Raw genomic sequence first — 22,460 nt, forward strand, 5'->3', positions numbered from 1 at the left:
CGCCCGAGGCCGGCGCGGCGACGCTCGATCGCGGCGGGCCCGGCCCGGGCGAGGCGTCGGCCCCGCTGCTGGAGCGCGGCACGGGCGGGGGCGAGCCGCTGGCGGGCCTGCGCGAGGGCGCCCGGGCGCCGGCGCTCGACGGGGCAAGCTTCGCGGGCGTCTCGGCCAGCCGTGCCTCGAGCGTGGTCTATGCGGTGGACGGCAGCGGGGCGATGGTCACCAGCCTGCCCTTCGTGCTCGAGGAGCTGCGCCGGTCGGTCTCGGCCCTGGGCGACGACCAGCGGTTCGCCGTGGTGCTCTTCGGGCGCCGCGCGAGCGATGAGGACGCGGGCGTGCGCGCCTTTCCGCCCCAAGGCCTGCGCCGCGCGACGCCGGGCAGCAAGGCCGAGCTGTTCGCCTGGCTCGACGGCGTGCAGGCCCGCGGGGCGAGCAATCCGCTGGACGGCCTGCTGGCGGCGATCGATCGCGAGCCGGAGGTGGTGTTCCTGCTCTCGCGGAGCATCCGCCGGACCGATGGCAGCGGCGTGGGCGGCTCGACGGGCGCGGGCGACTGGGGCCCGGGCCGCGAAGCGATCCTGAGCGAACTGGAGCGCGCCAACCCGGTGCGCAGGAGCATCTTCGGCCCGCCCGCGAGGCTGGTGCAGGTCAAGTGCGTGCAGTTCCTGGAAGAAGACCCAACCGGCGTGATGCGCGCCATCGCGCGCGAGCACGGGGGCGGGCCGGGCTCGTACCGCCTGCTGCCCGAGTCGGAGCTGCGCCGGCGATGAGGGCGTGGTGCGTCGCAGCGTTGTGGCTGGTTGGTGCGGCGGCCCAGAGTCCGGTCCAGGCGCAGGATCCTGCTGGTGAGCGCGCTTTGATGGTGGCGCGCGTCGACGCGGCGGTGGCCAGCGCGGCCCGCCCGGGCGCCACGGCGCAGGAGCGCATCGCCGCGCTCGACCTGGCGATCGCCGAGCGGGCCGCGCTGATGCGCGCCCTGCCCGAGGACGCCCACGCGCCGATCTGGATGCTCGACCAGGCCGCCGACGAGCTGGCCCGGCTGACGCTCTCGCTGGCCGATGCGCGGCTGGTGGTGGGGCTGATGGGCCAGTGGCGCCGCGACGAGGCGCTGCGCGCGGCCGAGTCGGCCTACGGCATGGCCCGGCGCGCGGGCGAGCGCATCGAGGCGCGGTTCGAGCGGCAGCGGGCGATCCTTGACGCGGGGGGCGAGCTGGCGCCCGGCGATCGCACGCTCAACCGCCGGCTGGCCGAGACCGAACAGGCCGTCCGCCGCCCGCTCTTGATGGGCCGCGCCATGGCCCTGCGCGTGGCCGGCGGGGGGCGCGATGCCGACGCGGCCGAGGCGGCCAACCTGCTGGAGGGCCTGCGCGTGGGCTCGGGCGAGGCGGCGGCGATCCGCGATGCGTCGCTGGCGATCGCAGAGGTGCACCTGCCCGGTCGCAAGCAGCGGGCGCTCGAACGGCTCGACGCGTTGCGCGCCGGCGAGCGGGCGCCGCCCGGCTCGCCCACGCACGCCGAGGCGGCCCTGCTTCGCGCCCGCCTGGAACGCGGCGTTGATGCGCAGGCCCGCGCGATCGCCGACGCCGCCGAGACCCTGCCGTTCGTTGATCGCCAGGGCATGGTCGATCCGGCGCTGCTGGTGCTGGCCACCGAAGCGCGGGCGCGGGTGCTCGTGGAAGGCGGCCGCCTGGAATCGGGCGCTCGTGCGTTGATGGGCCTGGAAGAACGCGCCGAACTCGGCGGGACGCGCGCCCAGCGCGCCGGGTTGGCCGATGATCGCCTGGCGGCCATCGCGCAGGTCTACGACGGCTGGGCTGCCGTCGCGCCCGACGTTGTTCTCCGCGCCGCGCGAGCGCTGGTGGCGCAGGATCGTCCGGATCTGGACGAACGGGCCATTCCGCTGCTGGTCGGACTGATCGAGCGGGACCAGACGGGCGATGGGGCGGATGACGGGGCGGGCGCGGCGATGGCCGAGCGCGTTCCGGCGATGGAATTGCTGGCCCGGCTCTGGCTGGCCACCGCCCAGGACGCGAGCGAGGATGACGCCACTCTGGCGCGGCGCACGGCGGCGCTGGGGCTCGTGCGAGCGCTTCTCGACGAGCCCGAGGCGAACCTCGATGGACTGTTGCCGACGGCCGCCACGCTTTCGCTCGGACGGGCGGGCGAGGCGCTCGAGCCCGCGGACCGGCGCGCGCTGCTGGATGCGGCGCTGCGGCAGGCCCCCGGGCACGCGTCGGCCGATCGCTGGCGGCTGGGCCTGGCCGCAAGCTTGATGGCCGCCGACCGGGACTGGCGCCGGGCGCTGGACCTGGCCCAATCGGCGATGGCCAGCGACGATGCGCGGACGCGGGCCGACGCGGTGGCGCTCGCTGGTGCGGCCCACACGCTGCTCGTCGGGCGCGCGGGCGACGATGCGGCATCGCTGGAGACGCTGGAGGCCGCCCTGAAGTTTGCTCGGGCCCACCCGGAGGCGACCGAGATCGATCCGGCAGCGCTGGGCTTGCGATTGGCCTCGGCGCTCATCGATCGCGGACGCCGGGAAGACGCCGTGGGCGTGATCTCCGCGGTCAAGGACGTGCCGGGGCTGGATGCGCTGATCCTGCGGGCCCGCGCCAGCGACGTGCTCGATCTGCCCGAGCAGGCATTCGCGGCGTACCTGGAGGCATCCGGGTCGCTGCAGCCGGATGACCCGAAGGGACGCTACTGGCTGGTGTGGACGCGGCTGCTCGAACTGCTCAACGACGAGCGGCGGGTGCGCGCCGGCGCCGGGAGCCAGCGCAGCGCCGAGCAGATCGAGGCCCGTCTTCGCGGCTACCTGCTGAAGCTGCGCGGCATCGACGAAGAGCTTGGCGGCGAGCCGTGGGGCCAGCGCCTGCGGGCGGTCGAAGCCAGCCTCGATCGCTGAGGGTGCTGTTGCGATCCCTGACTCGAATCAGACTGATTCAGAGTTCCTGCTCGAGCCAGGCGAGGAACTTGTCGGGGCTGGCGTAGCCCTCGAGCATCGCCACGGGCTTGCCGTCTCGCAGCACGATGGTGCTGGGGAAGGCACGCACGCCGAGTTGCTCGAGCGTGGGCATGGCGACCTGGGTGTCGGTGCCGTCGATCATCACCGGCTGAGCGCGCTGCGAGAGCAGTTCACGCACGCGATCATCGGCAAGCGTCGATCGCTTGAGTTCCTGGCAGGGCCCGCACCAGTCGGCGGTGACGACCGCGACGACGGGAAGGTCGGCGCCGAAGGTCATGGACGACAGATCGGTCGTTACCGGCATGAACTCGGGCGCCGGCGCGGGCGGGCCACCACCGACGATCATGCGGGCCAGCAGCAGGCCCGCAGCGACGACGATCGTGAGCGTGAAGAAGATGCCCGCGATGGGCCGCCCCGATCGGGTCTGTGGTTCCTCGGTGACTGGGGGCTGCGTCGTCGCGTCGTCCATGGCGGGTCCTTTCCGTTGCGGTGTGCGCAGCGGCCCAACCGACGAATCGGCGGCTCTATTCGCGTGCGGGGCGGCACTCGAGAAGCAGTTTCGGGTTATTGGATGAGCAGCGTCTCGGCCAGATCGTTCAAGCTGACGACGCCGACCGGCTTGCCGTTCTGCACCACGATCGCCAGGTCGGCCTCGGCCGCCAGGATGCGCCGGATGGCGACCACCGAGGGCGTGTCGGGCGACACGAGCACCGCCGGACGCAGCCGATCGGGCTCGGTGGGTTCGCCCGCCAGCAGCGAAATGGCCGACGCGACGCCAAGGACGCGGCCGTGGCCATCGGTGACGGGCACGGTCGTCGCCGGCGTGGGGCCCAGTGCACGACGGATGCGCTGGTGCGACCAGTCGGCGTGGACCTTCTGTGCCATCGACCAGGACAGCATCTCGTCGCCCACGCGGCCGCGGCCGAGTGCCAGAGCGCGGTCGAGCAGGGTGGAGTGCTCGTCGCTCATCCCGGTGGGGCCGCCCGCTTCCTTGAGGATGTTGGCCATGCGTTGCCGCGCGTCCGACGAGCCACCCAGGCCGGCGCCGCCGATGAGCGAGGTCATCGCGCGGCCCGCCAGCATGACCAGCGGCACGACCCCCAGCATGACGTAGAACACGCGTAGGCCGCGCAGGATCGGCGCGAACAGGTACGTCAGCCGGTCGGCGCCGGTGCGGAACAGTTCCTTGGGCAGTGACTCGCCGAAGATCAGGATGATGGGCGTCACAACGACCGATTGCACGACGAGCGTCAGGATGGGGCCCATGCCCGCCGCACCGAGCAGGGCCGAGACGCCCAGCACGCCGATGTAGTTGCAGACGTTGTTGTGCACCAGCAGCGTGGACAGCAGGCGATCGGTGCGACGGATCTCGGTGCGCAGCGTGAGTGCCGCGGGATCGCCGCCCAGCGCGCGGGTCTCCAGTCCCAGCCGACCCAGCGAATAGAGGCCCATCTCGAGCCCGCTGGCCAGTGCCGAACCGAGCAATCCCAGCAGGGCGACCAGCGACCAGATGACGGCTTCGCCGCTGCTCACTTTGAGGCCTCCGGTTGCGACGGTGGCTCGAGCACCTGCGACGAGAGTCGGAGCAGCACGCGATCGATGGTGCGCCCGGAGACCACTTCGACCTCGACGTGCACGGGTCCGAAGTCGACCTGATCACCCGGCTCGGCCAGGCGTCCGAGCGAAGCCATGACGGCTCCGGCGATCGTCACGGCCTCGGGCGGCAGGTCGAAGTCCTGGGCGCGATGCTCGGTGAACAGGCGAGCCAGTTCGCTGACGGGCATGCGTCCGGGCACGCTCCAGCAGCCCAGGCCAACCATGATGATGCCGTCGGCCCCGGTCTCGCCGTGTTCGATGGGCATGCCGACCAACCCGCGCAACAGGTCGGCAAAGTCGAGCAGTCCGGTGCTCTCGCCATGCTCGTCGACGCACACTGCGGTGCGTGCCTTGCGTTCTCGAAGCTGGTTGAGCACGCGGTCGAGCCTGGCGTTCTCGGGCACATAGATGGGCTTCTCGAGCATGGGTCGGCCGCGTGCGAGGGTCGCCTTGACGTCGAGGATGCGCGTGATCGTGGCGCCGCGATCATCGAATACCGGCAGGCGATGGGCGCCGGTGCGATGCACGAACTGCACGAGGTCGCCGATGGGCATGTGCGGCGACACCGCGGGCAGGTCGAGTCGCGGCGTCATTGCCACGCGGGCCCGGACGTTGCTCAACCCGACGACGCCCTCGAGCAATTCCTGCTCGTGGTCGTCGATCGTGCCGCCGTGTGCGCCTGCCCGGATGAGCGTGCGGATCGCCGACGCATCGTGGGGCGTGTAGATAGGCGCCAAGTGGATCAATCGTGAGAGCGGCGCCACGACGAGGGCGTCGATGGCCATCAACAGGCCGCCAAGTGCAACGCTGACCGACATGAGCATGGGCGCTGCCAGGCGCGCCCAGCGCGTGCGGAACGTGTCGGCCGCGAGCTTCGCGAGGATCTCACCGAAGAGGATGATCGAGACCAGGGGCAACACCGCCGCGAGCACGCCGAGCAGCGGCGATCGCGTGGTCTGGAGCAGCAGCGCCGCGGCTGCGAAGTACAGCACGTTCACCACCATGTTGAGCAGCAGAACGCAAATGAGGAGGCGTCGTGGCTTGGCCAGCAGGTCGTCGATCGTCTTGGCCGCCTTGGGCGTGTGACGGCGCAACGCCACGCGCTCGCCGTGGGTCAGGCCGAACAGGGCGGTTTCGCTGCCCGAGGCGGCGGCCGAGCCGACCAGCAATACGGCCATCAGGGCGATGAGCCCGATGGCAAGGCTGCTCCCGCCTTCGGCGGCGGCTTGCAGGCCTTGGGTCATCGACTCGGTCGAGGTATCGGTGCTGGGCGTCATGGGTCGGCCTGCGCGAATCAGGCGTCCGGTGCGTGCGCGGGCACGCCCACCTGCTCAAGCATTCGCTCGAAGTATCGCCATTGCTGGAGCACCCCGGCGGCCGTTGACGCACGCATCGGGTCGAGCGGTTCGCTACCCGAGCCGAGCAGCGTGCCCAATTCGGCCGCGAGATCGGCCCTCCGGTCCGTCGCCCATTGGCGCCAGCGCGCCACGGCGTCCTCGTCGCCGGAGGCCACGGCTTCTTCGGCTTCCTGGCGGACCTCCAGGATCTCGGCCAGGAAGTCCGGCGAAAGAGGTGGCGCCTTCGCATCGGGTGCTCGAATTGCCAGAAGGGCGCGAGCACGTCTTTCGGGGTCCAGCAGGGTCGTTCGAGCTTCGTTCAGGGTCGAAGGATCTGCGTCGCCGTCGCCCGCGGCAAGATCCGGATGGGCCTTGGCAATGCGTGCGAGGTACGCCTGTTCGATTTTTGATCGGTCTAGATCGAAGCGTGCGGGCAAGCCGAGAATGTCAAACGGGCTGCTTGGCATGGAGCAGACAGGATAGGCCGGGCTCGATTTGGGGTTGACCCGTCGGCTCGAATCGGCGAGGATGACCCCGGCGGAGGGGCCGGTATCGCGGGGACCGGCATGGAATGGAGGCCGACCTTGCCATCACATCACGTCGGGATCGTGGCCGTGAGCCCCGAGGGCGCCGTCCTTACGTACCGCCAGTTCCACCGCCACGCCACGCGGATGACCATGCCCGAGGACCGTCCGTGCGTCACCATGCACGGCGAGCCCTTCGACCAGTATCTTCGCGCCATCGGCGAACAGGACTGGGAATCTGTGGGCGTCTTATTGAGGCGGTCTGCCGAGTGTCTGGCGGCGGCGGGGGCCCAGTTCTGCCTGACGCCCGACCACGTGGTGCAGCACGCCGTGCAGATGGCCGAGACAGGCTGCCCGATTCCCTGGCTGACAATGGCATCGCTGTTGGCTGATCAGGTTGGCCAGGATGGCCGTCAGAGCGTCGGAATCCTCGGCACGCGGATGGTCACCAACGGATCGGCCTACCAGACGCACCTGGGTTTGCGGGGCGTCAAGGTCATGACGCCCAGCCCGGAAGAGGTCGACGAGGTCGACTCGATCATCTTTCAGGAACTCGTGCTGGGTGAGACGCGTGAGGCCTCCCGGCGACGGCTGGGCGAGATCATCGGTCGCCTGGCCGACCGCGGTGCTGAAGCCATCGTGATGGGCTCCAGCGAGGTTCCCCTGCTGCTTTCGAGCTCGAATTGCCCGCTGCCGCTGTACGACCCGGGCGAAATCCAGGTCGTCACGGCGGTCCAAAGGGCCGTGGGACCTACGGCGGCCTAGCGGTGCTGAAACCGTACAGAGGCAGGACCTGCGCGGTTCCCGGGCCTTGGCCTGATAGCCGGATCTCGACAAGGTGGAGTGCAACCCTGGCTCGCTCGGGGGCGAATACGTAGGTGACGAGACGCTCGGGTTGGAAAAATGGGCTGGACAAGTGGGGGTGCCCGCTGGTATCCTGACCCCGAGCAGATCCGCGTGCAAGGCGGGAGCCGTCGACAGGCGGTATCCTTCGCCGACCGAGAGCGTACACGGTCGAGCGCAGGCCCTGCATCCCGCCCCACGTGAGCGTGCCGGTGAACCACGTCACCGGTGAACAAGCAGGCCCCCTGACCGACCAGCCCCGGGCAGGATGGCAACCGCACCAACCCCGCCAAGGGTCCCACGAGCACCCCAGCCGGCCAGACGCCGATCCATAACTGGAGCATCATCATGAGTGGCCAACGTACCGGTTCGTCCCGCCACGCCAAGTCCACCTTCGGCCTTGGCCGTCTCAGTTCGCTGTATCGCTCGGCCGGCAAGGCCCTGAGCCAGCAAGGGAGCACCGAGCGTTCCGGCACGGGCCAGATCGTCGAGCAGTTGGAAGCCCGCATCCTGCTGGGTGGCGACCACCCGAGCTTCGAATTGCCGCTGACGCCCACCTCGGGCACCGAGATCGTGCTCGACGGCATGACCGGCGAAGGCACGGTCGATGGCGAGATCGAGGACGTCACGCCCGCGCTGGCCGACGATCTGTTCCGCTTCACGGCCCCGCAGACCGACTTCGTGACCGTTTGGGCCGACACGCTCAACGTGGCGGGCGGCTCCGACCTGGACTCGCGCGTCGAGATCTACGACATCGACGGCATGTTGGTCGCGCAGGGATCCTCGCAGGGCGAGTTGTCCGACGGGCTGTTCACCGATGGCTGGGCCGGGTTCCTGGCCGAGGCTGGCGAGACCTACTTCGTTCGCGTGCTCAGCGACGTCGACAACGCCGGCCAGATGACCACCGGCGAGTACACCGTGCGGGTCGACGCCATCACGAACACCGACCTGGTGATCGAGACTGATCCCATGCCCACGCCCCCGGCCCGATTCGGCGCCGGCTCGGCCGCGGGCAGCCTGACGATGGTCGGCGAGGACGTGGTCTACCGGATCGAGGCTGGCAGCGACAGCGCGTTCAACTCGCTGGCGACGTTCTACGCCGCCCTTCCCGCGATGCCGCCCTCGCAGCTCGACACCCGGATCGACATTTACGACGAGCAGGGTCGCTTCGTGGCCGGCGACAGTGATACGGGCCGTTTGCTCACCGGCTTCGAGGTGGTCGAGTCGGCCGCCGACGCCGTGTTCTACGTCCGCGTGCGCAGCGACCGCTTCGATTCGACCGATCCGAGGTCGACGGGCGCCTATCAGCTCAACGCCGAAATGGCGGCGACGACGGTCGATATCGACCCGGTCATCCGCCGTGGCCAGGTGACCGACGCCATCTCCAGCGCGTTCGACACGCGCATCTACCGATTCACCACGCAGGGCTCGGGACTGACCTTCGTCGGCGCGGTGGGCACGGGCCTGGTGCCGCTGCCCGAGCCCGCAGTTCGCCTGTACGACAGCAACGCCACGCTCGATGGCTTCAGCGACCTGGCCGGCATTGCCGACCTGCAGATCCAGCTCGATGGCAACACCGAGTACTTCGTTGTTGTTGAAACCTTCGACAACCCGCCCGGCGGCCAGTACGACCTGCTGATCGAGAGCAACCACACCTTCCTGCCGACGCAGGACGTGGATGATCACGTCGATCGCCTGGAAGGCGATGATCCCGATGGCAACCCCATCGAGTTCTCTCCCGGCGAGGGCTACACCAACCCCGATCAGTTTGATCTGGTCCGGCGCCAGTTCGATGCCGCCACGCCGCTGCGATTCAGCGATCCCTTCCTCTACACCCGCACGTTCGTCGACCCCAACGGGCTCTTCGACGACGTCGTGAACCCGGTGGCCGATCGCTCCTACGTGCAGCAGGCCCTGGGCACCGGACGCATCCACAGCTTCGGCGACACCGACCTGTTCCAGTTCACGCTTCCCGTAGACATGCTGGGCGACTACGCCGGCGACGATGACGATGCGGGCGACGCGCTCTTTGCCGGCGGCGAGGGCTCGTTCATCATCAAGGGCACCGACAACGACACCGGTGGCCCGATCACGCGCGACTTCCTGGGCATCTGGGATGCGCAGGACTGGTGGCCCGTCCGCGCTGGCGTCGACATGACGATCTACACGATGACGACCTGGGAGTACGATCCCTCGGCCGACATCGGCGGCACGGCGCTCATCCTGGGTGGTGAGTTCCAGTTTGCCGACTTCCAGGCCGCTCCGTTCATCGCGGCGTATGCCTACGACCCGACGCCCGGCGTCGAGGAATACGTGCTCACGCCGCTCGCGGGCGGGCTCGACGGCGCGGTCTTCGACTTCGGCGTCTTCGACCTGGACCCCGAGGACGACATCGAGAGCCAGCTCATCGTGGGCGGCGAGTTCACCGGCGGCATCCGCTCGTACACCGTCCAGCCGGGCGACTTCATCGCCGATGGCGCCTTTGCGCCGCTGCCGGCCCCGGCTCCGCCGGCCGGCGGCAACGTTTACGCCATCGAGGTATGGGATCCGGCCGATCCGGAGATGGGCGATCCCAACGAGTTGGGCCTGTACTACGCGGGCGACAGCGGCGTGGTGCGATCGGTGGTGCTCGAAGACGATGGCCTGGCCGTCGGACCGACCATCAACATCGGCCTTGGCGCCGGCGATGGCATCGTACTGGACATGAAGACGATCCTCATCCCGCAGGACGAGGGCGATCCGATCCAGGCCATGGCAATTGGCGGTACCTTTGATGATGTCGAAGGCAACGGCGCGAACAACGTGGTGCTCGTGAGCGTCGACCCCGGCGCCGCGATGGGACCCGGCGAGTTCGATTTCGACATCATGGGCGGCGGCGTCAACGACACCGTTCGCGCCCTGGAAGCCTGGGACCGCGACGGCTCGGGCGAGGACCTGTTCGACGAGTTGATCGTCGGCGGCGACTTCACGGCGACCGACTTCGGCCAGCCCCTGGGATTCATCGGCTCGTTCGTTCCCGGTGGCGGGTGGACGTCCCTGGGCTCGGACCTGCCCTTCGGCGGTCCGATCGACTTCAACGCTCCAGTGCACAGCCTTGTCGTGTTCGTGGACCAGGAATTCGGCGTGGGTTCGGCGCCGTTTGCCGAGAACCCCGTGCTGTATGCCGGCGGCGAGTTCACGCTTGCCGATGGCCAGACCGTCTCGCGCATGGCCCAACTCACGTTCGATACGGCGCTGCTGGTGTGGACGTGGACGCCCATGGGGCTGGGCTCGACCGACACGGTCTTCGCGCTGCAGAACTTCAACGATGAACTGCCCGGCGTGTGGGACCGCGACGACCGGCCTGCGACGCGTGTCTCGCTGGTTGTCAGCCCCGACTTCCTGCCCGGTGCGCAGACTTTCGTTCGCATTTACGACTCGGCCTTCCGCGTGGTGTATACCAACGACACCATCGCACCGCCGTTCCCCGATCCCTCGGGCGCGTTCGATCCGTCCATCCAGGGCTCGGAGTTCAGCGCCGACGATTTGGTCATCGACATCGGCGACGGCCAGGAATCGCAGTTCTGGGCCGGCGAGAAGTACTACCTCGAGATCAGCTCGGTGGGTGGCAACGGCCGCTACAACGTGTCCATGATCGTCGATGCGCTGCCGCCCGACGTGGACGGCGACGGTACGTTCGACGACGTCATCAGCCAGTATGCCGAGCCGGGCGGCCTCGACCTGATCCGCTCGGAGTTCGACGCGGCTCCCGAGATCGTGCTGGGCTCGACCGGCGCCGGTGACGGCCGGAACTTCCTGGGCTTGCCCAACGCCGCGTACCAAGTGCGTCAATACGACGTGACGCCCAGCGGTTTCCTGGTGACGCAGTACCAGGAACTGGGCGCCATCGAGCGCATCGAAGACTTTGACATCTACTTCTTCCGGGCGCCCGACAACGGGATGACCGAGATTCGCCTCGCGACCCAGCAGATCACCGATGAATTCGTCGAGGACATCGTTGATCTGAATGTCTTCCCGCCGGCGCTCGACCGCCGCATCGTCAACAAGACCTACGACAGCCCGCTGGACGGCAAGATCCGCGTGTTCAACAACGACCTCCAGCTGCTGGCCACCAACAACGATAATGAGGGCTTTGCCGGCGTTCGCCAGGAGCAGCCGATTGGCACGCTCGACCTGACCGGCGACAACGCCGACTTCTTCTACGGCGACAGCGGCAACGGCGAGATCGAGGGCCGCGTGTTCAACAACGTCGACCCACGCGTGGTGGTGCCCACCGAGCGTGGCGAGGTGTACTTCATCGTGGTCGAAAGCGGCCAGCTCGACGCCTACTCGAGCGATCCGGACCTGGTCGACTGGCGTCGTGCCCTCGGGTCGTACGAACTGCTGATCAACAGCTCGCCGAACCTCGAGTTTGCCGACGACCACCAGGACTTCAGCCCGCTGTTCTTTGACTTCTACACCTACGACACGCCGCTGGCCATCGACGAGATGGGCCAGGGCGAGATCCGCGGCGAGATCCGAACCCGCTCGGGTGGGGTCGAGGACAGCGACGCGTTCTTCGCGTATGCCGTGGGTACCGGAGACGTGACCGTCACGGTCAGCGCCGATGTGCCCACCGAGTTCCAGCCTCGCGTGACGATCTACGACAGCGAGGGCAACGTTCGCGTGAACCCGACAGCGGCTACGCGGACCGCGCCGGCCGAAGTCACGTTCTTCGCCAACAAGGGCGATCAGTACATCATCCGCGTGGACGCGAACGTGGGCCTGCAGGGTCAGTACACCGTCGAGGTCGACGGCGCACCGGCAGCCGACGACTACGCCGACGCGCATCGCCCGATCGACGCCACGGAGATCGAGATCCTTGACTTCCTGGGCCTGGGAGAGATCTCGGGTGCCATCGAGAACCCGGGTGACACTGATATCTTCCGCTTCACGACGCCCGGCTACGACGAGCTGACCATCGACGTCGAGTCGACCAGCTTTGGCTTTGACCCGCTGGTCCGCGTGTACGAGGTGAGCGAGGATCCTGCGGGCAACCAGATCTTCCTGCAGATCGCGTTCAATGACAACATCAACGCCGGTACCGTGAACTCCCGCGTGACGTTCCCGGTCACCGGCGCCGATCGCACGTCGTCGGCGACGATGCGGACGTACAACGACTACTACATCGTGGTCGAGGGTGCCGATCAGCAGGGCAGCAGCGGCACCTACGACCTGACCATTACCTCGACGCCCACCGACGACCATCCCGACGAGGGCGAGTTCGCCTTCGCCTCGCCCCTGAACGTTGCGCCGCTGACCGGCCAGGGCGAGCGTGCGGGCGTCATCGAGACTTCCGACGACACCGACCTCTTCGTGTTCACCGCTCCTGGCGGCGGCGAGGCACTGCTCTCGGCCGTCAGCAACGAGTTGAGCACCCTGCGTCCGACGATCCGGGTGTTCGACGCCGACTTCAACCCGGTCATCAACCTGGGCACCGGTACCGATGCAACGGTCATCGGCCCCGACGCGATCTTCTCGGCCGCGAGCTTCCGCTTCGACGTGACCCGCTCGGCCCAGTACTACGTGCTGGTCGGCAGCGATGGCACGGGCGGCGTGACCACCGACACCGGGTCGTACTCGCTCAACGCGACGACGCCCACCGCCGACGAGACGCCCAACGAGGGCGAGTTCGAGATCGCTCGCGAGATCGGTCTTTCGACCGAGACGGGCGATGGCCAGGCCGACGGCATCATCGGCACGGTGAACGATACCGACCTGTTCTTCTTCGACACCATCGTCGATGCATCCACGACGCCCCAACAGCACGTCGTGCGGGTCGATGCGACGGACGAGATGGTGACCCCGGTGCTGAGCGTCTTCGACGCGGGCACCAGCCTGCTCACGCAGATCGTCGACGGCGGCGCGGGCGATCTCGCGCCCGAGGCGGGCGTCATCGAGACCAACATCGTGGCGTCGGGCATGCCCGGCCAGCGATTCTTCCTGCTCGTTGAGCTCGACGATTCGAGCATGTTCCCCACCGGGGCCTACACGGTTTCGATCGATGGTCCGACGCCCGACGTCATCCCGACGCCCGGCGATGACCACGCCAACCGCGGCCAGTTCAGCCAGGCAACCGTCATCGAACTCGATGAGCGCACCGGCAACGCCGAGATCACCGGCCGCATCGACCCGGCGCGCGACAGCGACCTGTTCCGCATCAACCCATTGGCTGGCGGCCGGACCTTTGTCCAGGTCGTCACGCCCACCGGTGCGTTGCTCGACGTCGACCTCACCGTGTTCGAGCAGGTCGGCGGGGGCGCCACGCCCGCGCAGATCGCCAAGGACACCACCGGGTTCCAGGGCGTCAACGCCTCGGTCGAGTTCGACATCGCCGGTGCTGGTACGCCCTACTACCTGCTCGTCAGCGGCCTGAACTCGGCCACGGGCGAGTACACCCTGCGGATCGACACGCAGCCCGAGACGTTCTTCCTCTACTACCCCGAGGGCTTCGTCAACGATTCGATCAGCGAGTACGTGTCGATCAGCAACCCCAGCCAGAGCCAGTCGGTCAGCTATACCATCCGCCTGTACTACGAAAACCCCGATCTTGGCGAGATGACCCTCGTCGAGAACGAGACGCTCGAGCCGGGCAGCCGTGGCGGCGTCACCATCGCCGACCGTGGGCAGTTCATCTTCCCCGGCGTGGCGACCGACGAGCCCTACTCGATCGTGATCGAGTCAGATGGCCAGCTCGGCGCAACGCTCTCGCACTACGACTTCGAGGGTGCCGTGGGCGAGGCGTTCACGCCCGTCACCAGCGACACCTGGGCCTTTGGTCGCCTGGAGCGCAGCCCCGGGCAGGTCGAGTCGTTCCTGGTCTTCTTCAATCCCAACGACCACGACGTGGTGGTGACCCTGAGCACCGTCGTTGCCGGCAGCGAAGTGCAGATCCAGCAGACCGTCCAGGCCTCCAGCCGAGGCGGTTGGGAGTTGAGCAACCTTGGTCAGCTCCCGCTTGGCGTGTTCGGCGCCACGCTCACCAGCGAGCCCGCCGATGGCTCCATTACCGAGAGCATCGGCATCGTCGCCGCCCTCAGCCAGTATGACCTGGTGAACGGCGAGGCATTCGGCGTGCTGGGTGACCCGACCGGTGGGGCCACCTTCAACGTGGTGCCCAGCTTCACCTCGGGCGCCGAGGTGACGGGCGAACTCGTCCTCTACAACCCCAACGATTCGATCGCTACGGTCACCATTACGAGCGACTACATCACCGCGCCGCTGCCGAACGTCCGCGTGTCGCGCGAGATCGGTGCGGGCCAGACGGTCGTGCTCCGTGCCGCGGACCTCAGCCTGGCTGCGGACGTGTCCGCCGGCCTGACCATCGAGTCGAGCCTGCCGCTGGCGGGCGTCTCGCTCGAGCGTCAGAACGGCGACGCCAACGCGATCGCCACGCAGAACACCGCCGCGTCCACGTGGTTCTTCGGTGACGCATTCCTCAACAGTGCCGAGGCTGGCCTGACGTACTTCGAAACGCTCAGCTTCTTCAACCCCACGGGCGAGTCGATCGCGGTCGAGATCACCCTGTTCTTCAACGATGGCTCCACCGAGAACACCGTGCGTCAGGTGGGTGCCGGCGGGTTCAACAACCTGCGTCTGGACACCTTCGCCCCGATCATCGATCGTCAGGCCCTGAACTTCTTCTCGATCCAGGTGAGCTCGAACCTGCCCATCATCGCTTCGCTGACTCACTACGACCTGGTGCTCGACGGTGGTTGGACCAACGCCGGCGCGCCGCTGGGCCTGACCAACCCGCTCGAGCGCATCATCACCTGACGCCTCGTTCGGATCGGTCTGCGACAATTGAAATAGCACACGCCCCCGGGAATCGCTTCCGGGGGGCGTTGTGTTTATGGTCTCGGAATGTTCGATCGGCTCAGGGCACCGGGCGACGGACGTCGCGAGGCGTGGGCTTGGGGGCCTCGTTCACGGGCTGGCCCTGGGCGATCGGGAACCCGGCGTCGGACCACTCCACCACGCCCCCGCCGAACAGACGCGTCTGGTCATATCCGAGCACCAGCAGCCGCTTGGTCATGGCCCGCCCGGATAGGGCGCCAGGGCCTTCGGCATACACGATGATGTGCTCGTACTGGCTCACGTTCGGGTCCGTGCGAGACTGGAGCGCCAGGTCTGGCAGCGTTACGTGGACGGCGCCGGGCAGCCTTGCCCCCTCGAACGCATCCCGGCGGCGGGGGTCGACGAGCATGAGCAGTGGCTCGTCGGGGTTCTCCTGCTGTTCGAGCCAGAGCAAGCGAACCTCGGTCAGCGACACGTTTTCGATGTCGGCGTCGGTGATGCCCATGTTGCAACCGCCAGCGGCGACCGCCAGGCACAGCCCGAGGGCGGACGCATGACGCATGGCGTTTCGCGGATCGATCGCAGTTGTAGGGGGCATCCTGTATCCTTGTGTTTCCGTTCCGGAACCTTGGAAATATTGGCTGGGTGGGTCACGTTATGCGATCACCCGTCTCGCGGGATCAGCCGGAGGTGCGCTTGGACACAACGCCTGCAATCGTCGCGATCTTGGCAACCCTGGCGGCGTCTGCCCTGCCCGCCGTGGCCCAGGATGCCGAAGACGTCTCCAAGGTAGAACTGATTGCAGAGGCAGCCGAGGTGCATCCGGGGCAGACGGTATTGCTTGGCCTTCGCTTCGAGTTGGCCGACCACTGGCACATCTATTGGGACGGACGCAACGATACCGGCTTTGCCCCCATGGTGGACTGGACGGTGCCCGAGGGTGTGAGCGTGGGCCCCATGCTCTGGCCCGCACCGCAGCGATACGTGTCGCCCGGCAACATCCTGGACCATGTCTACGAGGGGAGCCCGACGATCCTGGTGCCCGTGACGATTTCACCCGACGCGGCAGCCGGCACGAGCCTGGCAATCTCTGGCGAAGTTGAGTGGCTGGTGTGCAATGACATCTGCCTGCCCGGCTTCGGCCCGGTGTCCACGGAACTGAACGTTGTAGCACCTCAGGGCGATGCGGGCGAAGAGCAGGGCCGCCTGTCGACTAACTCCGACTTGGGCAAGGCGGCCGCGAAGCTGCCGGAGCCCATTACAGAACAAACCGCTCCGGAAGAGCTTTCGCTGCATTGGAGCGATGAGGCGGTGAGCGTTCGATTTGCGGGCGCCTCGGCGATGGCGTTCTACCCCGCCATGGCCTCGGCCTCGCTCGTCTCGACGCTCGACGACGGACAGGTCGAGCGTGACACGCTCATGCTCCGGCTTGCACCGGCAGAGCGCGACCTTTCGACGGCCGACGAGCGACGCCTCGTGGGCGTTCTGGAGGTGCGTCGCGGCGATGGACCGGCCTCGTGGTATCAGATCGACTTCGGACCCGATGGCCTGAAGTCGCCCGAGAATGCACGGATTCTGACTCGTGTCCGCCAGCGCGTGGGGCAAAGCTCTGCGCGAGGCGGTTGATAAACCATTGCATCGAAACCGGCCGAACACCCGGCCCAGAGGAACAAGGAGCCCGACATGGGATGGCTGAAACGCAACGGCATGGCGATGATGAGCACGATCGCGGCGGTTACCGCCGCCACGAGCCTTTCCGTGGCCCTGGCCGGCCAGGATGGCAACATGAACGGCCAGGCGGCCCAGCAGGGCGTGACCGCGGGCGAGAAGGCTCCCATGTTCACCCTGAAGGACCTGGACGGCAAGGAGCACAGCCTCAAGGACGTGCTGGCTAAGGAAAGCACCAAGGCCGTCGTGATCGAGTGGTTCAACCCTGACTGCCCGTTCGTCAAGAAGCACCACCAGACGGCCAAGACGATGAAGGAACTGGCCAAGAAGTACGCCGACCAGGGCGTCGTGTGGATGGCCATCAACTCCAACTACCCCGGATCTCAGGGGTCGGGTGAAGAGCGAAACAAGAAGGCCGTCGAAGAGTACAAAATCGAGTATCCTTTGCTGATGGATCCCGAGAGCAAGGTCGGCAAGGCCTATGGCGCCAAGCGCACCCCCGAGATGTACGTCATCGCCAAGGATGGCACCGTTGTCTACCACGGGGCCATCGACAGCGACCGCAGCGCACGCACCATGGGTGAGGTCAACTACGTCGACGAAGCCCTCAAGGCTCACCTGGCCGGCGAGACCATCGCCAACAGCCGCACGCAGGCCTACGGCTGCACCGTGAAGTACCGCAACTGAGCGTCCAGACTCTTGCGACCCGTTCGGGCGGGCGTTAATACGCCCCCCCGGGCTTCGTTTCAGGCCAGCCGCCTCGACCTCCGATCTATGATCCGGACATGGCCCAACTCCTCCCCCTGTTTTCGACCGTTTTCGACCTGCTGCTGGTGGTGGTGGGCTTCGGGCTGATCATCGTCATCCACGAATTGGGCCACTTCGTGGCGGCCCGCTGGGCTGGCATCCGCGTCTTCGCGTTCGCCGTCGGATTCGGCCCCGCGATGTTCAGCTATCGCAAGGGTCTGGGCATTCGCCGGGGCAGCAGCGAGCCGGCATACCGGGCCATGCTGGCCGATCGCGGGCTGACGATCCACCAGGAGCCGCCCAGCGATGTCAGCCCGACCGAGTATCGACTGAACTGGCTGCCCTTCGGGGGCTACGTCAAGATGCTGGGCCAGGAGGACGCCAACCCCGGCGCCACCAGCCACGCGCCCGACAGCTATCAGCGATGCCATCCCGCCAAGCGCCTGGTGGTCATCTCCGCGGGGGTCGTTGCCAACGTCGTTCTCGCGGCGTTCATCTTCATGTTCGTATTCATGATCGGCTTGAAGACCGAGCCGCCGCGTATCGGGGCGGTCGCGTCGAACGGCCCCGCGGCCGCGGCGCAGCCGGTCGAGCAAGACTCCGTCGAGCCGGGGCTCAAGCCGGGTGACACGGTCCTCCGGATCAACGGACGGGAAGCGCGCAGCTTCAACGACCTGATGCTTGCCACCGCCATGGCGACTCCCGGCAGGCCGATCGACCTCGTGGTGGAGCGCGATGGCTTCGATCAGCCGCTGGAGTTCATCGTTGAGCCTCGGAAGAGTGAACTCACAAATCTCCAGGACATCGGCGTCGCGCCCGCCCGGTCGACGCGGGTGTACAAAGATGGTGGCGACCGGGCGGGCTACGACCGCGTCATGCAGCGGCTCGGCCTTGAGGGCGTTCCTCCGGGCAGCACGCTCGTGTCCGTCGAGCCGGCCGGTGGCACGGCCCGGCCGATCAACGATGCCGGGCTGTTGTCGGAAGTCTTCGCCCAGTCGCAGGGCCAACCCGTGGTGCTCGAATTCGAGCAGGATGGCCGGACCAGCCGCGTCCGGGTCGAGCCACGGCCCGAGTTCCAGGAAACGCTGGTGTCGATGCCGTCGGGCGCCAGTTCCCCCCAGACCCATCTCATCGGGCTGACGCCCGTGATGACCGTGGGCGAACTCGACACGGTCGCCCGGGGCTACGAGCAGGGGCTGCGGACCGGCGATCTGTTCGCACGTCTCGGCTCGCTGGAGTACCCGAGCATCACCGCTGGCATCGCGGAAATCAAACGCCACGCCGGACGAGACATCCCCATCGTCGTGGTCCGCGAAGGCAAGCAGGCGTCGCTAAACGCAAGCGTGCAGCGCGACGGCACCATCGGCTTTTATCCAGATCAGGATCTCGATGCTGCCAGGGTGTCGCTCCCGCCAGCGGGCTTCGAGTCGCGCCCGATCGCCATCGATCGTCCGGGCCTGCGAATTGCCTCGGTGGATGGCCGAGCGGTTTCGGACTTTGCGGAGATTCGTTCGGCGTTGATCGACGCAACGGCGGAAGCATTCGATCGCGGATCTCTTGCAGAGATACCGGTGAGCCTGTACCTCCCCGAAGACGCCGAGGGCGCAGAGCCTGTGCAACGCACGCTCTCGTTGACCGCCGAGCAGGTGGCAGAACTCCATGAATTGGGATTTGGTCCGCCAGCGGGGCTGCTGAGCATTTTTCAGCCCGCCGAGTTCACGCTTCGGGCCGATGGACCCATCGACGCGATCGGCGTGGGCCTGGCCGAGACGCATCGCGTGATGATGATGACCTACCTGACCTTTGCTCGCCTGGTGCAGGGCAGCGTGAAGGTCGAGCACTTGAAGGGGCCCGTGGGCATCGCCCACCTCGGCACGCGTGTGGCGGACCGTGGGATCATCTGGCTACTTTTCTTTATGGCGCTCATCAGCGTGAACCTGGCGGTCGTGAACTTCCTGCCGTTGCCGATCGTCGACGGCGGCCAGTTCCTGTTCATCCTGTTCGAGTGGGTGCGGGGCAAGCCCGTGCCCGAAGCCGTGCAGAGCGTGGCAACCGTCGCGGGCTTGCTGCTTATTGGCGCGGCGTTCCTCCTGGTCACGTTCAACGACATCCGAAACGTCTTCACCGGGCTCTGAACGGTGGAGGGCGTGCTCGGACTCCTGCTGCTGCTCTTCATCGGCGCGGCGATCTACTGGCTCGCGCTCGTCGTCCTGACGGCCCGCACGCTCACCCATCCGTCCAGGCAGACCTACGCCAGCGCCGTCGCACGCGGCAGGCCCGGGGATCCGAGCGAACTCGACGAACCGAGAGGCTTCGAGACCTGGACCCTGCAGAGCCAAGGTAGGGAGTTGGCGGTCTGGGACGTCGCCGGCGAGGTAGAGGATGGGCCAGTGGCCATCATGACCCATGGCTGGGGCAGTGGCAAAGTGCATTCGATACGGCGCCTTTCCCTCCTGGCCAGTCTCTGCTCGCGCGTGATCTTCTGGGACATGCCCGGTCATGGCGAGAGCGGGGGTCGATGCACGTTGGGCATCCTCGAGACCGCCGACCTGCGCGCCCTGATCGATCGCGTTCGCGATAATCGGCCGCTGGTGTTGTGCGGGTCTTCGATGGGGTCGGCCGTCACGATCGCAGCCGCGGCCGGCGCCAACGGCATCGCACGGGTGATCGTCGAAGCGCCGTATCGTCTTCCGGTGACGCCGGCCCGCAATGTCATGCGATTCCAGCGCTCCCCGATCTGGTTCAATCTCAAGCCTGCCTTGGCCTACATCGGCTTGGCCTCGACGGGCCGCTGGACTGGCCCGGGCCTGACCGGTCCGAACCGGCAGCCGTTCGACCGCGCCGCCTTCGCGGCACGGCTTACCTGCCCCCTGCTGGTCTTACATGGCGATGCCGACCCAACCTGCCCGATCGAGGACGGTCGGAAGATCGCAGAGGCATGCCCGCAGGGACGATTCGTTGAAATTCCCGGCGGAACCCATCAGAACCTGTGGAAGAATCCGCCGTGCCGTGCGATGATGGAGCGTGAGTACACCAACGCCATCGCAGCCATCGCTCAAACCTGAGTTGCTCCGCCATCTGGTGGGGGTGCTCGACCTGACCACCCTCGAGGCCACCGATACCGCCCAACGCGTCCGGAAGCTGTGTGCTACCGGACTCGATCCTCTCGGCGACGGGTCGGCCACGGTTGCGGCCATATGCGTGTATCCGACCATGGCGCCCTCTGCAGCCGAGGCGCTGGAAGGCTCGGCCGTGAAACTCGCGTCCGTTGCGGGCGCCTTTCCCAGCGGCATGAGCCCGCTGCACCTCCGCGTCGCCGAGGCAGCATGGGCATGCGAGCAGGGGGCCGCGGAAATCGACATGGTGATCAGCCGGGGCGAATTCCTGGCAGGTCGCGTTGAGCGCGTCGTCGAAGAGGTGTCCGAGATCCGCGATGCCGTCGGCGAAGCCCGGCTGAAGGTCATCCTCGAGACCGGTGAACTCGGCGGCGATGGCAACATTCGCGCCGCCAGCGAACTCATCGCGCCCCTGCTGCGAGACGGCGACTTCATCAAGACGAGCACGGGCAAGACCCAGCCAGCCGCCACGCTCGATGCAACGGGGATCATGCTCGACGTGCTGGCCGAGTGCTGGCGGACTGGTGGCCCACGGGTCGGCCTCAAGGTCGCGGGCGGAGTGCGCACGGCCCACGACGCGATCGCGTACTGGTCTCAAGCGGCACGAGCGATGTGTGATCATCGGGAATGGCACGCGCCGAACAGCCAGTACTTCCGCATTGGCGCGTCCAGCCTCCTGGACTCGCTTCGTAACTCAATCCATCAGGGGCCGGACGAGCCCAGGTAGCGTTCCAGGAGATCCTGCCAGCCGGCGCTGCTGGTTTCGGCCAGAATAGCTCGGTTGATCGCCTCGCGTTGGTCGCTGCCCTCGGGCAGGGCCATGCCGTAACTCTGCGGTGCGAAGGTTGCCTCGAGCACGCGAACCTCTGATCGCTTCCGAGCCAGCGAGCGCAGGACCGGTGCGTCGTGAACCACGGCATCAACCTCACCATCGGCCAGCATCCGCAACGCGTCCTCGACCGACTCGACCTCCCGCGGTCGCACACCGTTGTCACGAAGGTACTCCGCCGCGGTCGTGCCCTGTGGCGCGGCAACGCGCACGTTGGGCAGGTCTTCGGGGCCGCGAACCTTGCCATCCAGCGCGCCCACGGTGATGGCGCTCGCGATTCCTCCGGTGAAGGCCGCGATGATGATGATGCTCGTGAACATCCAGATCAACGCAATCACCCGGCCGGCAAAGGTCACGGGCGCCTTGTCTCCATATCCCACGGTGGTCATGGTCACGGCGCTCCACCAGAAGCCGTCTCCCAGCCCTCGGACGCCGCCGGGGAACTGTTCGCTGTTGGCCTTGCGTTCGAACAACCACATGAGCAAGCCGCTGATCAGGAGCACGAGCGCCAACGCGCCCACCGCCTGGAGGAACGCAAGGCTGACCAGGCCCCGGGCGATCGAGAAAAGCCCCGCACCGCCCGAGTTCGAGCTGTCTACGGCGATGCCCAGGCCCGAATTGAAGTAGGCGTGCGTAAAGTCCATCTCGGCTTCGCGCTCACGCGAGATGGTCAGCGCCGCGATTCCCACGTCCGAGTCGCCGCTGCGTACCGAGTCCAACGCGTCCTTCAGCGTCGTGACGTTCCACTCGGTCTGCACGCCCAGTCGGTCGGCCACGCGATTCCACAATTCCACGTCGATGCCGGTCAGGCCTGCGTCACCGTCCTGGATGACGAACGGGGGCGTGATCGTCGTGGAAACGCGGAGCGTTTGGGGCGTTTCCGCGGCTGCATCTTGACCAAAGACTGGGGGCGCCAGCATTGCAAACAACACTGTCACGAGCAGGAGAACGTGTTTCATGTGCTCACGTTACGGGCCTCGGGCAAGTCAGGCCACCGCGCTC

At 67.4% G+C, this 22,460-nt stretch carries 15 protein-coding genes; 9 read left to right on the forward strand and 6 right to left on the reverse strand.

Features of this window, described 5'->3' with window-relative positions:
- Both RIE32_09835 and RIE32_09840 read left to right on the forward strand, forming a co-directional pair.
- A partial coding sequence (locus tag RIE32_09835) for a hypothetical protein (GenBank protein ID MEQ9096551.1) occupies positions 1-767 on the forward strand: 767 nt, incomplete at its 5' end.
- On the forward strand, positions 764-2,902 hold the full coding sequence (locus RIE32_09840; protein MEQ9096552.1) for a hypothetical protein: 2,139 nt from the start codon (positions 764-766) through the stop codon (positions 2,900-2,902). The genes RIE32_09835 and RIE32_09840, both read left to right, overlap by 4 nt.
- Positions 2,903-2,939: 37 nt before the next feature.
- Here the strand turns inward: RIE32_09840 and RIE32_09845 are convergent, their stop codons facing one another.
- The 4 genes from RIE32_09845 to RIE32_09860 form a co-directional block, all read right to left on the reverse strand.
- Positions 2,940-3,431 carry a thioredoxin family protein gene (locus tag RIE32_09845; protein ID MEQ9096553.1) on the reverse strand — a complete coding sequence of 164 codons (492 nt, stop codon included), beginning with the start codon at positions 3,429-3,431 and terminating at the stop codon, positions 2,940-2,942.
- A gap of 95 nt (positions 3,432-3,526) precedes the next feature.
- Positions 3,527-4,495: a CNNM domain-containing protein gene (locus tag RIE32_09850; protein MEQ9096554.1), complete on the reverse strand. Its 969-nt coding sequence runs from the start codon at positions 4,493-4,495 to the stop codon at positions 3,527-3,529.
- Positions 4,492-5,835 (reverse strand): CNNM domain-containing protein, encoded by a 1,344-nt coding sequence (locus RIE32_09855; protein ID MEQ9096555.1) that lies wholly within the window; start codon positions 5,833-5,835, stop codon positions 4,492-4,494. The genes RIE32_09850 and RIE32_09855 overlap by 4 nt, the downstream gene beginning before the upstream one ends.
- A gap of 17 nt (positions 5,836-5,852) precedes the next feature.
- Positions 5,853-6,362 (reverse strand): iron-sulfur cluster co-chaperone HscB C-terminal domain-containing protein, encoded by a 510-nt coding sequence (locus RIE32_09860; GenBank protein MEQ9096556.1) that lies wholly within the window; start codon positions 6,360-6,362, stop codon positions 5,853-5,855.
- A gap of 117 nt (positions 6,363-6,479) precedes the next feature.
- Here RIE32_09860 and RIE32_09865 point away from each other — a divergent pair, with 117 nt between their 5' ends.
- A complete protein-coding gene (locus RIE32_09865; GenBank protein ID MEQ9096557.1) occupies positions 6,480-7,184 on the forward strand; it encodes an amino acid racemase in 705 nt (234 codons plus the stop codon).
- Between the two features lie 426 nt (positions 7,185-7,610).
- A complete protein-coding gene (locus RIE32_09870) occupies positions 7,611-15,077 on the forward strand; it encodes a hypothetical protein (protein ID MEQ9096558.1) in 7,467 nt (2,488 codons plus the stop codon).
- Positions 15,078-15,177: 100 nt separating this feature from the next.
- Here the strand turns inward: RIE32_09870 and RIE32_09875 are convergent, their stop codons facing one another.
- Positions 15,178-15,696, reverse strand: coding sequence for a rhodanese-like domain-containing protein (locus RIE32_09875; protein MEQ9096559.1), 519 nt, complete (start codon positions 15,694-15,696; stop codon positions 15,178-15,180).
- A gap of 98 nt (positions 15,697-15,794) precedes the next feature.
- Between RIE32_09875 and RIE32_09880 the strand changes: the two genes are divergently transcribed.
- The 5 genes from RIE32_09880 (at position 15,795) to deoC (ending at position 21,356) form a co-directional block, all read left to right on the forward strand.
- Entirely contained in the window at positions 15,795-16,724 is a 930-nt protein-coding gene (locus tag RIE32_09880; protein MEQ9096560.1) for a protein-disulfide reductase DsbD family protein, read from the forward strand.
- Between the two features lie 57 nt (positions 16,725-16,781).
- Positions 16,782-17,453, forward strand: coding sequence for a thioredoxin family protein (locus RIE32_09885; protein ID MEQ9096561.1), 672 nt, complete (start codon positions 16,782-16,784; stop codon positions 17,451-17,453).
- 98 nt (positions 17,454-17,551) lie between these two features.
- Positions 17,552-19,648 carry a site-2 protease family protein gene (locus tag RIE32_09890; GenBank protein ID MEQ9096562.1) on the forward strand — a complete coding sequence of 699 codons (2,097 nt, stop codon included), beginning with the start codon at positions 17,552-17,554 and terminating at the stop codon, positions 19,646-19,648.
- A 12-nt stretch (positions 19,649-19,660) separates the two neighbouring features.
- On the forward strand, positions 19,661-20,578 hold the full coding sequence (locus RIE32_09895) for an alpha/beta hydrolase (protein MEQ9096563.1): 918 nt from the start codon (positions 19,661-19,663) through the stop codon (positions 20,576-20,578).
- Entirely contained in the window at positions 20,538-21,356 is an 819-nt protein-coding gene (gene deoC, locus RIE32_09900; protein ID MEQ9096564.1) for a deoxyribose-phosphate aldolase, read from the forward strand. Before RIE32_09895 ends, deoC begins: the two co-directional genes overlap by 41 nt.
- Here the strand turns inward: deoC and RIE32_09905 are convergent.
- Positions 21,332-22,417 carry a transporter substrate-binding domain-containing protein gene (locus RIE32_09905; protein ID MEQ9096565.1) on the reverse strand — a complete coding sequence of 362 codons (1,086 nt, stop codon included), beginning with the start codon at positions 22,415-22,417 and terminating at the stop codon, positions 21,332-21,334. The genes deoC and RIE32_09905 overlap by 25 nt on opposite strands.
- Positions 22,418-22,460 lie beyond the last annotated feature (43 nt).

This window comes from Phycisphaerales bacterium (assembly GCA_040221175.1).
Classification (GTDB): Bacteria; Planctomycetota; Phycisphaerae; order Phycisphaerales; family UBA1924; genus JAHCJI01.